Consider the following 12,906-nt stretch of genomic DNA (forward strand, 5'->3'; position numbering starts at 1 on the left):
CCGCGCCGGTTCCCCTGCCCCCACGTGCTCTGCGCACAGCCGCCCCCAACGCGGACGAGGCCGCAGCCGGAACGCCCGGCCACGACCTCGTCGCTGATGGAAGAGACTACCCGATCCACGCGCCCGAGGGGGCGAAGTGGTACCAGGTCCAGCCGATGAGCTCCCAGCCGGTGGCCATGGAGCCGCTGGCGCGCAGGTAGAACCACGTGGGCCCGTCCTGGTACCAGCCGGTTGTCATCGCACCGCTGGCCCCGAAGTGGTACCAGGAGCCGCCCAGGTGCTGCCATCCCGTGGTCATCGAGCCCGAGGGCGTCAGGTAGTACCAGGCGCCACCGTCCTTGAGCCAGCCGGTGCGCATGACGCCGCCGGAGGTCATGTAGTACCACTGGCCGTCGATCTGCGTCCATCCGGTCGCCATCGCGCCCGTCGCCGGGTCGAGGTAGTACCAGTTGCCGCGCTCCATCATCCAGCCGTACTGCTGGGCGCCGGAAACACCGTGGTAGTACCAGTGTCCACCGTCGTAGACCCATCCCATCTTCAGGTAGCCGCTCGCGTCGAAGCGGTAGGTCTGCCCGTCGATGACGAGGGTCTCGTTCGCCGCGTAAGTGCCATCAGAGTAGGAGTACCACCATCCGAAGTAGCCGGACTTCCACTGACCGGTGCGAGGCTGGGGCGCGGGATCCGGGGTCGGTGCGGGCGCCGGCGTCGGGTCGACGGTCGGATCCGGGGTGGGCGCCGGGGTGGGATCCACAGACGGCGCCGGGTCCGGGGTGGGTGTCGGCTCCGGCGTGGGGGCCGGGTCCGGGGTGGGTGTCGGCTCCGGCGTGGGGGTCGGCTCGTCGACCGTCACCCAGTACAGGAAGCGCGAGTCGCCGCCGCCGACGGCGTGGAGGACGACTTGGGAGGTCTCACCCTCGCCGAGCTCGACTTCCTGCGTCGTCTTGTCCGCGGGGTTGACGAGCATCAGGTGCGCGCCCGCGCTCGGCTTCTTGACAGTCAGGGTGATGTCCTGGGCGGTCTCGGCCAGCGAACCGTTGTCGGTGCGCGGGTCGAGGAGGACCGACGGGTAGCGGGTCTGGCCGGTCAGGGCGTTGACGACCATGAAGCCCGTGGGGGCGGTCGCCGAGTCGCCGAAGATCTCGGCGGACTTGGCCGCGTCCAGGCCTCCCAGCTGCTCGAAGTAGCCGACGACGACGTCGCCGGGCAGCCCATCGTTGACGGAGCCGACGTTGGTGACCGACATGTCGACCAGGCCGACGGCGGCGTTTGCGGCCATGGCCTCGTCGCCGGTGGCGAAGTTGCCGTACTTGTAGCCGCTCAGCGTCGGAGTCTCGGAACGTGCCGCGTACTGTCCGGGCTTGTAGGCGACGAACGTGGAGTTCATGGCCTTCGTGTAGTTACCGATGTAGGAGACGTTGCCGAAGATGTTGGAGAACTCGTAGAAGGAGCGCGTCGGCGCGCCATCGTGATCGATGATGGAGGAACGGTCGTAGCCGTTGTACTCCATGCGGAACAGGCCGAACCACTTCTGGCCGGTCGCCAGGCCCAGGGAGGGCACGATCGACTTCTCGGAGGCCGACACGTTCGCATCCCAGTTGTAGTCCAGGTACTGGCCGTACAGGATCGGGCTGGAGCCGTCGCCAGTCAGGCCCTTGAGGCCGTACTCGCGCTGCTTCTTCCACGTGTTGGTGTTCAGCAGGTTCGTCACGACCTGCTGGGGAGCCGGTCCGCCGTTGGCGCCCCAGTAGTACTTGTCCCAGCTGAGCAGGTCGGGCTTGGCGTTCTCGACGTAGTAGCTCAGGTTGGCGTCGCGGTACCAGGACGGGTCGTCCCAGGAGTTGGCGTGGACGACGGCGCCGGGGATGTTCTGCTTGGACCAGGCGAACCAGTTCTTGAAGCACTCGGATTCGCCGCGGTTGAAGCCGCCCTCGTCGCCGTACTGGATATCAACGAGCGTAGAGGCGTAGGGCGACATGTACTCGTTCATGAAGTTGTGGGGCTCACCGGCGTTGCACATGCTGTTCTTGCCGGTGGGCGCCTTCGCGAGCGCCCACGGCGCGCCCTTGCCCAGGGACTCCATCATGGGGGTGTTGAACATGGGAAGGTCGTAGAACATGGGGAACGCGCCGCCCGTCAGGTCGCGCTCCGCGGCGTCGAAGCCGCCGCGGCCGTAGCCCTCGGAGGGGACCCACGCGGGCATCATGACGCCGTACTGGAGGGCGAGAGCCTGGGCGCGGTTGACGCCCCACTTGCCGTCCCCGGGATCGAAGCCGGAGTAGCGCTCGTTCATGGAGTTGTCGACCGCGGGTGCGACGGGCGCCTTGCCAGCAGGCAGACCCCACACCTCGAGGTCGTTGAAGGTGACGGCGGTGGCGATGTTCTGGGGGGTCTGGGGTTCGGTCTCGTCGTTCATCCAGATGCGGATATTCTTGGCGAGGTGGTAGGCGTTGAAGTCCCAGTACCACAGGCCGCGCGCGTCGCGCGTGAGCGAGGCGTGGGTGACGATGGTTGTCCATTCGCCGCCGTCAGTCTCCTGGACCGCGATGGCCACGGAGTTACCGCCGTGCCACGACTGGGCGCCGGCGGGCAGGGTGGGGGTGCCCCAGCCGTTGACGCGGTGCACGTAGCGGGCCTCGCCGAGGTGCAGTTCGATGCCGGTGACTCCCTCGGACCAGTCGGAGGCGCGCACGAGCGGGTTCGAGGTCCATGTTGTCTTGGGATCGAGGTCGGTCAGGGCCGCGTTCTCGGCCTCGCTCGCGCCGTTCGCCGAGGCCGTGGCGGGCACCAGCACGTTGCCGCGGAAGTCGGTGTCCACCTTGGTAATGTTGACGACGTAGGTGGCTTCCTTGCCGTCCTTGGACACTGTCGCAGTGATGACGTTCAGGCCGGTGGTGAGGTCGAGGTTGGTCACTCGCCCGTCGGCGTCGGGGGTCGCGCCGTTAATGGTGACGGTGGCTCCGTCGACTGCGCGGATGCGGGCCGAGACAGTGGTTGCGTGGTAGTAGCCGGTCGCCGTGTAGGTGTGGGTGCCGGGGGCGAAGTCCACGGGCTTTCCGGGTTCGCCGTAGGGGAGCTGGTCGATGACGAAGTCCAGGACCAGGTCTGATGCGCCGGAGCCCTGCTCGGGAGCGTCGGGGTGGGGCACGACGGGTCGGACCGCGCCAGTGCCGCCGCCGCCCTCATTGCTACCGTAGGAGGTGATCGCGTTGCCCTGCGCGTCGCAGGGCAGGAGCTTGATGTCGGACAGGGCCATGTCGGACTTGCCGGGCGCGAGGGAGCGCAGGCCCGCCAGGGCGATGACGCGCTTCGTGGTCGCCGGGAAGGTGACGTACTGTTCCTTGTTGCCGAATTGGAGGTCGCTTCCGTGCGCGACCTCGGTGCCGCCGTCCCAGGTACCAGCGGCGACCTTGGTCTTCCAGTCGTCGAAGGAGGCTTCGGCGGCGGGGTTGCCGGGGTCTTCATCGAAGGCGAAGACACGGTATTCTCCCGGGAATTGGTCGTTTCCGAGGGTGGAGTCGTAGGTGGGACGCGGTGTCAGGCCGAGGCCGCAGACCTGCGTGCCGGGCGTGGGATTCTGGACGGCCAGGGCGTGGGGGTAGGGGTCGAGGCCTCCCTTCCACTTGGTGGTCCAGAAGGTCTTGGTGGCGTCGGTGCGGGCGGTGTCGTCATCGACGAGCGCCGCGATGGTGCCGTTGGGGGCGCCTTCGCCGACCTTCTCTTCGGAGGTCGCCCACAGGACGGTCGGGTGATAGGGGGTGTCGGTGGCTGCGATGGCCGCCGCGGGCGTCAGCCCGAGCATGGTGGCCGCAAGAATCGGGGCGCCGAGGGCTCCGATGATGGGTCTTGTCCCCATGAGTTTAACTCCTTCGTCAGTATGGGGTTAATGGCCGGAATCCCTCGTTTGTCGAAGGGAATCCCGCAATACCTAACACGTGTTAGCTTTTTGTGAAACAACCTCCTTTTGATAGCGAAGTGTCCTCGCGGGTGGCTAACACCCGCGAGGACACTCTCAGAACTTCAGTCCGCCATCCTCGATGCCGCGGAAGAAGAACTTCTGACTAAACATGAAGACCAGGACGACGGGGACCATCGCCACGACGGCGCCGGCCAGGACCAGCTGGTAGGTGACACCCTGGGGCGAGTTCTGGATCGCCGTCAGCGTGAGCATGAGTGTCTGCTTGTCCGGGTCGGGCAGCATGAGCAGCGGAAAAATGAAGTCGGACCAGGCCCCGATGAAGGAGGTGAGGCCGACGACCGTCAGGGTGCCTCGTACCTGGGGCAGGAAGATCGACCAGAAGCGGCGCAGCTCCCCCGCCCCATCGATGAGGGCGGCGTCCTCGATCTCGTCGGGAATACCCATGAACGCGGCGCGCATCATGAGGATCTGGAAGGGGCCGATCATGGCGACCATCCAGACGCCGGGCAGCGTGTTGTACAGGTCCAGCTGCACCATCATCTTGAACAGCGAGAGCATGATCGACTCGAAGGGGAAGATCATGGCGGAAAGCACCACGAAGTACATGATGTTGCGCCCAGTCCAGCCGCGCCGCGACAGCATGTAGCCGCCGACGCACGACAGGAACACGTTCGAGGTGACAGTCAGGGCCGCGATGATCGCGGAGTTCCTGATCGCCCCCAGAATGTTGGTGCGCTCGAAGAGGACGGAGAAGGACTCGAGCGACCACTGCTGGGGCAGGATGGTCGCGCCCTGACCGAAGACGGATTCGCCGGGTGCCTTGAAGGCCGCCATGAGGGGCAGCACGAGGGGGCCGACCAGGATGATTGCGACGGCGACCAGGAGGACGTAGCGGGCCACCAGGGCTCCGCCGCGCATCTGGCGCGAGGCGACGTTGCGCCCTTGGCGCTCCAGGCGGCGCTGCTTGCGCCACTGGGCGAAGCGCTCCCCGAAGGAGGCGGCAGTGGTGTGGGATGCGGTGCTCATGAGTCTTCAGCCTTCCTCTGCAGGCTCTGGGAGGCGATGATGAAGCCGAAGGTGATGAGGAACAGGCACACCGAGGCGGCGTCACCCTGGCCGAGGGAGCCGAAGGTCGGGTCGACGATGCGGTCTCGAATGTACATCGTCAGGGTCTTGGTGGGCGAGGCGGAACCGCCCAGCAGGTAGACCTCGGTGAAAATCTTTAGGCAGCCGATCGTGGTGAGGGTGGCGACGAGGAACATCATGACCTTGACGCCCGGGACGGTCACGGTCAGGAAGCGGCGGATCGGGCCGGCACCGTCAAGCTCAGCAGCCTCGTACAGGGTTTTATCGACGTTGGCCAGGGCGGACAAGTACAGGATCATGTAGTAGGGCAGGCCCTGCCACAGCGTGATGATCATGGCGCACAACAGGATGAGCCACTGATTCGACAGGAAGGGGATCGCGTCCAGCCCCCACGAGGTCAATAGGTTGTTGACGGGTCCGCGCTGATCGAGGAGGTAGCGCCAGGCCAGGGAGATGACGACCAGCGAGGAGATGGCCGGCAGGTAGTAGAGGGCGCGGAAGAAGCCGATGCCGGGGACGTGCGACTTGACGAGGAGGGCCAGCAGCAGGGGCAGCAGAACCATAAGGGGGACGACGCAGATGGCGTACAGGAGCGAGTTCGTCAGCGCCTGCCAGAACTCTGGGTCTCCCAAGACGGCGGTGTAGTTGTCGATGCCGATGAAGCGACCGGTGCGGCCCATCGGCTTCGTCTTCGTAAACGACACGTAGACGGTCGTGATGAAGGGGTAGATGTAGAAAGAAACGATGGCGAGGACCGGCAGGGTGACCCACAGCCAGGGAACCCAGGCGGGGCGGAATCGGGCGGCGCCATTGAGGGAGCGCTTCGGTGCGCTCTTACGTGTCGGCATACCAAAATCCTTTGTGAGAATGGCGCGTGACCGTGAGCCGGCGGCCCTGCGCTGGGCGAGGGATGCCTCGGGGGCCGAGGCCTGGCCTCGGCCCCCGAGCATTCAATCAGTCTCCGAGAGCCTTGAGCTTCTCGTTCATCTGATCCTGTGCGGTCTTGAGTGCGGTCTTGGGATCAACCTCGCCGCGGATGGCCTTGTTGACGTTTTCGACGAGGGCATCCTTCACGGCGCCGGTGGCGTAGAAGACGTCGGTGTAGGCCTCTGCGTCCTTGGCAGCCTTAGCGGCTTCCTCGTAGGCGGCCTTGAAGACCGGGTCGTCCGCGATCTCCGGCGGGTTGTTGACGAGCTTGTCGAGGGCCTCGGTGGCAGCGGGGAAGATAATCGCGCCGCCGTCGTGCGTCCAGGCGTACTCGTTCTCAGCGTTGGTGATCCACTCGGCGAACTTCATGGCCAGGGGGGCGTTCTTGGTCGTAACCGAGACGCCGATGTACTGACCTTCGAAGACGGGCTTGATGCCGGGGTTGGTCGGGAAGGGGCCGACGCCGGTGTTCTCGTAGACGGTCGCGTTGTTGTTCTTGACCGACTTGAGGAAGGAGGCGTTGGGGGTACCGAAAGCGAGGTTGCCGTCGGTGTAGGCCTTGCCCGGGTCGGGCTCGCCGGTCAGCGAGTCCTTCGGGATGGCGCCGGAGGCGTAGAGCTCGGACAGGCGCGTCACGTAGTTGATGGCGGCCTCGTTGTCCGCGAAGTCGAAGGCGGTCTTGTCCGCGTTGAGCAGGTTGACGCCCATGCCGTGCAGCTGAGCGATCATGTACCACTCGGGCGAGCCGTAGATGCCGTAGTCACCCTGTCCGTCGGCGCCCACCTTGGCGGCGGCGTCGAAGAGCTCGTCCATGGTCTTGGGCGGCATGTTCTCATCGAGTCCGGCGCGCTTGAACACCTCCTTGTTGTAGGTGGTGATGTAGGGACCGAAGTACCAGGGCAGGGCCGTGTGGTGGTCACCCGCACCCAGGGCGGTGGAGTCCCAAATGGACGGAACGAACTTGTCGCCGATGCCGGGGGCCTTGACGTCGTAGTCCATGAGGAGGTTGGACTTGGACAGGGCGAGGATCGTGGAAGAGGGGACGTTGACGACGTCCGCCATCTTGCAGTTCGAGGCCTGGGCCGTGATGGTCTGGTCGAACTCGGCGCCGCCGCCCTGGTCGGTCCAGTTGATCGTCACGCCGGGGTTGGCGTCCTCGAATTCTTTGATCTTGGCCTTGAAGAAGTCGCCGAAGTCGTTCTGCAGGCCCTGGGTCTGGAAGGTGATTTCGCCTTCGACCTTCGAGGTGTCGATCTTCGAGTCGTCGATGTTGCCCGCGGGAACGTCGCAGGAGACGTCGGGCTCGGGGATGGAGCCGGAAGCGGATCCGCCGCCGGCGTTGGTGCTGTCGCCAGAGCCGCCACCGTTGCAGGCGGCCAGGCCGAGGGTGCTGAACATGGCCAGGGCAACAACGCCCGCCGCCATCTTCTTCTTCAACATGCGAAACCTCCGTTGGTCCGTATTTACTGGTCGATCGATGGGATCGAGTCACTAACTATCTCGTGTTAGTTGATACCTGAATCATAGCGAGCATGAAAGCGATGCGCATTATTTGTCAGCAAGTGCCCGCATCGTTACCAAGCCGCAACATAACAGTGCGAGGCTCAATCACCCCCAACCTGCGCGATCACGAATGTCACCTCGCAGTCGCGCATGCGCCCGGCGAACTCCGGACGAGAGTCAGGGCCGCACGATCGCGTCCCGATACCATCTTGGAAGACGTCAAGCCACAGGAACAGGCGCTCGCTCGCGGGCAGCTCTTCCCAGTGCGAGGCCTGGGCCAGCTCGCGCTCACTCCACGGGCTCACGCTCCACCCGAGCGGAGACGCGGGAAGGACAACAAGCTCGCCTGTCTGCCCCCGCAGAGAGAGGGCCTCCACATCGCGCCGATGCCCACCCTCCTGGGGGCGCACACCCACGTCCCACAGGTCCGAGGCCTCGCCATGCCCACACCCGCGAGCGTCGGGCACGGCCATGTCGGAGTAAGCGATGAGGGTCTCTCCCAGCCAGGAGGCCTCCCACGACGACCCGGGCAATTCGACGCGCACGCCCAGCCTGGGTACTCGCTCAGGCCAGCGCCCGTAGGGGGCAATGCGCAAGGAGACGCGCAGGCCTCGGCCCATATCCTGGCCGAGCCGCACGGGCGAGTACTCCCACACCAGAGTGGCGCCGAATTGGGCGGCGGGCGGCGACCATCGCTCGACGACGCGGCGGATAATCCCCTCCTCCTCGATGGAGACGAGGCGTCGGCGCAGCAGGTGCAGGCGCTCCCGCTCCCAGCGCATCGCGTGCGAAGTGCCGGCCTCACCGCGCCCGACTCCGAGGGAGCCCATGTCATCCGTGTCGATTCCCCAATAGTCGACGGGGCCTCGGCCCCGATCGTTGTCGGTGGGGGCCCGGAAGACGCTGATGCCGACGCTCACGGGCATATCGCCGACGCGGGACAGGCGCCCATCCTCGGCGAGGCGGAAAGCGCCATCCGCATCCTTCGCAGAGGACACGGGAGTAACGGCAGCGTCCAGGAGCGCGCGCAGGTGCGCCTCCTGCTCTTGCGATCCGGAGCGACTCTCGTTGATGGCCGCGGCGAGCGCGGGTGCGTCGGGAGCCATCGCGGACACCCAGGCCCACGTGCCCGCGTAGGGGCGCGAGAGCGCGTCGACCAGGCCGTCACACACGAAGTTACCGTCGTGGACCTCTTCGCCGAAGTCGCCGCCGTAGGACAGGGCGCGGCGACCGTCGGGCAGCGTGCGCCACAGGGCGTGGTCGCGCCATTCCCACACGAAGCCGCCGGCGTGGCGCCGGTGGCTCATCTGCGCCGCATAGCCGGCGGCATTCCCGGGGCCGGTTCCCATCGCGTGGAGGTATTCGCACATGAGGTAGGGGGCGCACCGGATGCGCTCGCGCGCCGCGTCGTCCACGTCGGCGGCCACGTGCGTGGGAACGGCGACCGGCGAGGTCAGGTCGGAGTCGTCCAGGACGGCCGCGACCTCCTCGAGCGTGGGGTACATGCGCGAGTAGATGTCCGTGTATTGAAGGGCGTGATCACCCTCGTAGTGGACGATGGCGCACCCGCCGGTGCGCTCGTGAATCCAGCGGGCGCAGGCCGCCAGGTTCGGCCCGGTGCCCGACTCGTTGCCCAGGCTCCAGCTCATGATCGAGGGGTGGTTCTTGTCGCGCTCGAAGGCGCGCATCGTGCGGTCCAGGTAGGCGGGCGCCCAGGCCGGGTCGCTGGAGGGATTGTCGACCCACTCCCCCACCCCCTCGAAGCCGTGGGTTTCGATGTCCCCCTCGAGCATGACCCACAGGCCGATCTCGTCGGCCAGATCGAGCAGGCGCGGGTGCGGGGGGTAGTGGGAGGTGCGGATCGCGTTGATTCCCATGGTCTTCATGAGCGCCAGGTCGGCGCGGGCCCACTGTTCGTCGAAGACGCGGCCCTCGTCGGCGCGCACCTCGTGGCGGTTGACGCCGTTAAGGGTCAGGGGCGCGCCGTTCGCCATCAGCACTCCCTCCTCGATGCTCACGCGGCGAAATCCGAGGCGCAGGGCGCGCTCCGCATCGGCGAGGCCCCCACGCCCTCCCACGCACACGCGGGCGTCGTAGAGGGCTGGGTCGTGCGCGCTCCACGGGCGCACGTCCCCCACGGCGAGGCGGCCGGAGCGGTAGCGCCCATCCTCGCGGCGCTCAAGGGCAAGCATGCAAGAGCCGAGGCCGTCGATGTCCAGGCGGCCCACCAGGGAGTCCTCCTGCGCGCCGAGCACCCGAGCCTCGACGCTCGCATACCCGACCCCGGCCTCGTAGTCGGTGTCGACCCACAGGTCCTCGATCACGCCGGGAGTGAGGTGGCGCAGGCTAACGGAGCGGAAGATTCCGGGCAGCCACCACTGGTCCTGATCCTCCAGGTAGGAACCGGCGCTGAACTGGTGGACGCGCACAGTGACCCTGTTGACGCCGGGGACGACGAGGCCCGTGACGTCAAACTCGTGGGCCAGGCGCGAGCCGCGGGCCATACCAACCCACGTGCCGTTGACCCAGACGGTGGCTTGGCTGTCAACCCCGTCGAAACGCAGAGCAACGACGCCGCCCTGCCAGTGGGCCGGAAGCTCGAAGGTGCGCCGGTAGTCGCCGACGGGGTTGATGCCGGGAGGGAAGGGCGGGTCCACCGGGAAGGGGAAGTCGACGTTTGTGTAGGCGGGGCGACCGTAGGCCCCATCCCCTCGCAAGACCCAGTGGCTGGGGACGTCGATGTTGCGCATCTCGGTCTGGCCCGCGGGCTCGGCCCAGGGTTCCTCGAGGTTGACAAATGGCTCCGGATCGGTGGGATAAAAGGCGAAGACCCACGTGCCATCCAGGCTGATCACACCCGGGTCGTCGGCCAGATGGGCGCGTGGCGGCAGAAGAGCGCCCGCGCCGGGGGCATAGGAAGGTATCATCATTTTCACGTCTACGTGCCTTTCGGATGTCATCGTCGAAACTCCGATCGTCACCCACAAGACTAACACGTTATAGTTGTTGTGTTTCTTCAAACGCACACGAGGATTGGAAGCCCGTCATGGAGCGCGCAACCCGAGCCGACGTCGCTCGCGCAGCAGGCGTCGCACCCTCCACCGTCTCACTCGTTCTCAACGGACGAGGCCGGGATGTCAAGATCGCTCCCGCGACCATCGAACGCGTCCAACAGGCCGCCCGCACCCTCAACTACATCCCCAACGCCGCCGCCCGCTCCCTGCGCCGCGGCAAGTCCCACCTCATCGCGCTCCTCATGGCCGAGCTGCCCGACGACCCCTTCGTCCCCGTCGTCCACACCGTCCTCACCACCGCGATGATCGACATCCAGCAGCGCGGCTACCTCCTCCTCCCCCTCTTCCAGTCCGGCGACGGCGCCTCCGACGCCGAAGTCATCCGAGGGGTCCTAGGCGACACACAGCTCGCAGGCATCATCCGCGAGACCACCTCCGCCGAAGCCTTCACCTCCCGCCTCCTTGCCAACCTCGGTATCCCCGTCGTCGCCATGTCCATGATCGAGGCCAACCCCACCGGGTCCGAATCCTCCCTCATCCGCATCGACGAAGGCGCCGGCGTTCAAGACATCCTCAACTCCTGCGCCCTCATCGACCCGAACTCCGGCGCCGGCTCCGGGCGCGCCGTCTTCCTCGCCGGCCCCAACACCAACCACGCCCGCCAACACCCCATCGCACACGCCTTCGGCACCAACTTCACCCTCTACTCCCTGCCCGACTGGGAGGCATCCACGGCCTACCAGGCCTCCGTGCGACTCCTCACCGAGGACCCCAGCATCTCCCTCATCGCGCTCGCCGACGACTCGCAGGCACCCGGCGTCTTCCAGGCCGCCGACGACCTCGGCCTGTCCATCCCCGCCGACCTGTCCATCCTCGGCTTCGGCAACCAGGACCACCGGAACGCCGAAGCCATGGGACTGACCACCGTCGACTGGCCCCTCAAGGAGATGACCGAGGCCGCCGTCACCTCCATCATCAACGTCATTGAGGGACGCTCGCCCACCAACGACATCCACCCCCGAGCCGTCGCCGTGACCGAGGAAACCACCCCAGCCTCGTCCCAGCCCATCCCCGTCGCGACCATCCCGACCCACCCCGTGTGGCGCAGTTCGGTCGCCCGGCGCGCCTAGCGAACACTCCCCCACGACCTTCCCGTCTGCGAGGGTCCCACCCACGCCGAGCCACCGGCCTACACCGTAGAATCGAGGCATGGATCGCCAGGCTCTCACCGAACGCACGCTCTCCTTCCTCCTGCGCCGACTGCACGACGCGGGCGTCTCCGCGACGCGCCGAACCGACGAACATACGGGCGACGCGTTCCTGGAAGTCGACGGGTGGCGGCGCATCAACGTCGAGAATCTGGTCAGCGAGCTCACGCAGGCCGACCCCGCCCAGCATGAGGCCATCATCGAGCGCTGGGTCGCCTTCATCATAGAGTCGGGACGCATCGCCGATCAGCCCATCACCGACGCCGACGAGTTACGCCAGCGCGTGCGCACGCGCATCCTCACCCCGGACCTGGCCGCCGACCCTCACTTCAGCTACGCGCGCCCCTTCCCCGGGGGCCTCGCCCTGGGCCTGTGCCTCGACTTCCCGAACACCGTCACGACGGTCACCGACCAGCACCTCGAGAAGTACCCGATCGGCCTCGACGAGCTCTACCACTACGGGCAGATCAACACGGACGGTGAGCCGATCGACGAACAGGGCCCCTGCGGCCCCTTCACCGGCATCGGCGGCGAGTCCCTCTTCATCGCGTCGAAGGCGGCGCACGTCGCCAACCTGGTCTCCACTTTCCGCATCGACGCGCCCCACGGGCTGTTCTTCGCGATCCCGGAACGCTCGATCCTCCTGTACGCGCCCGCCGACCCGGGCTCTATCACCCAGCAGTACCTTCGCCTCCTGGATTACCTGCGCATCGACTTCATGCGGCGCTTCCGCGCCAACCCCGCGCACACGCTCAGCAAGGACCTGTTCTACTGCGGGCCGGACGGCGAGTTCGGCACCATCACACGCTCCGACCATCCGGACGTTCAGGAGCTCTTCACAACCGTGAACCTGGACGCAGACCGCCTCGTGGAGCTCGCCGTGAAGAACATGAACTTCTTCGACGGCTTCCGTTCCCGCTTCTACCCCACAAACATGTGACGGCGTCGGCTCGAAAGAGTGGCTCCTGGTCGAAGGAGCGCGGCCCCGGCTCGAAGGAGTGACGCCCCCGGCATGAACACGTGACGCCCCCGGCTCGAACACGTGACGGTCCCGGATCGAAGGAGCGACAGCCCCGGCTTAAACACGTGATGGCGCCCGGCCGCACCCCTCTGAGCACCCTCCGCGAGCACCCGCACGCCCTCCGCACGCCCTCCGCACGCCCTCCGCGCACCCTACACGCGACTCACCCACACATGGTTCCCCCACAATGTCGCATGCAATTTGGGTACCCTCACTTTTCTTAGCATCTCG

Annotated in this window: 7 protein-coding genes; 2 read left to right on the top strand and 5 right to left on the bottom strand. The window is 66.6% G+C overall.

The annotated features are described in order from the left end of the window. Positions 1-106: 106 nt before the first annotated feature. The 5 genes from QU663_RS08450 to QU663_RS08470 form a co-directional block, all read right to left on the bottom strand. Complete coding sequence (locus QU663_RS08450; RefSeq protein ID WP_304990551.1) at positions 107-3,853, bottom strand: cadherin-like beta sandwich domain-containing protein; 3,747 nt, start codon at positions 3,851-3,853, stop codon at positions 107-109. A gap of 156 nt (positions 3,854-4,009) precedes the next feature. Next, positions 4,010-4,942, bottom strand: a complete 933-nt coding sequence (locus tag QU663_RS08455) for a carbohydrate ABC transporter permease (protein WP_021611060.1) — start codon at positions 4,940-4,942, stop codon at positions 4,010-4,012. Beyond that, complete coding sequence (locus tag QU663_RS08460; protein ID WP_034480448.1) at positions 4,939-5,850, bottom strand: carbohydrate ABC transporter permease; 912 nt, start codon at positions 5,848-5,850, stop codon at positions 4,939-4,941. The genes QU663_RS08455 and QU663_RS08460 overlap by 4 nt, the downstream gene beginning before the upstream one ends. A gap of 106 nt (positions 5,851-5,956) precedes the next feature. Then, the gene (locus tag QU663_RS08465; RefSeq protein WP_021611058.1) at positions 5,957-7,369 is read right to left on the bottom strand and encodes an extracellular solute-binding protein; all 1,413 of its coding nucleotides are present in this window, start codon (positions 7,367-7,369) and stop codon (positions 5,957-5,959) included. Between the two features lie 164 nt (positions 7,370-7,533). Continuing rightward, on the bottom strand, positions 7,534-10,362 hold the full coding sequence (locus QU663_RS08470; protein WP_051267733.1) for a glycoside hydrolase family 2 TIM barrel-domain containing protein: 2,829 nt from the start codon (positions 10,360-10,362) through the stop codon (positions 7,534-7,536). Positions 10,363-10,478: 116 nt separating this feature from the next. Here QU663_RS08470 and QU663_RS08475 point away from each other — a divergent pair, with 116 nt between their 5' ends. Further along, on the top strand, positions 10,479-11,576 hold the full coding sequence (locus QU663_RS08475) for a LacI family DNA-binding transcriptional regulator (RefSeq protein WP_021611056.1): 1,098 nt from the start codon (positions 10,479-10,481) through the stop codon (positions 11,574-11,576). A gap of 79 nt (positions 11,577-11,655) precedes the next feature. Continuing rightward, positions 11,656-12,594 carry a hypothetical protein gene (locus QU663_RS08480; protein WP_021611055.1) on the top strand — a complete coding sequence of 313 codons (939 nt, stop codon included), beginning with the start codon at positions 11,656-11,658 and terminating at the stop codon, positions 12,592-12,594. Positions 12,595-12,906 lie beyond the last annotated feature (312 nt).

It is taken from the genome of Schaalia sp. HMT-172 (assembly GCF_030644365.1).
In the GTDB taxonomy this organism is placed as follows: domain Bacteria; phylum Actinomycetota; class Actinomycetes; order Actinomycetales; family Actinomycetaceae; genus Pauljensenia.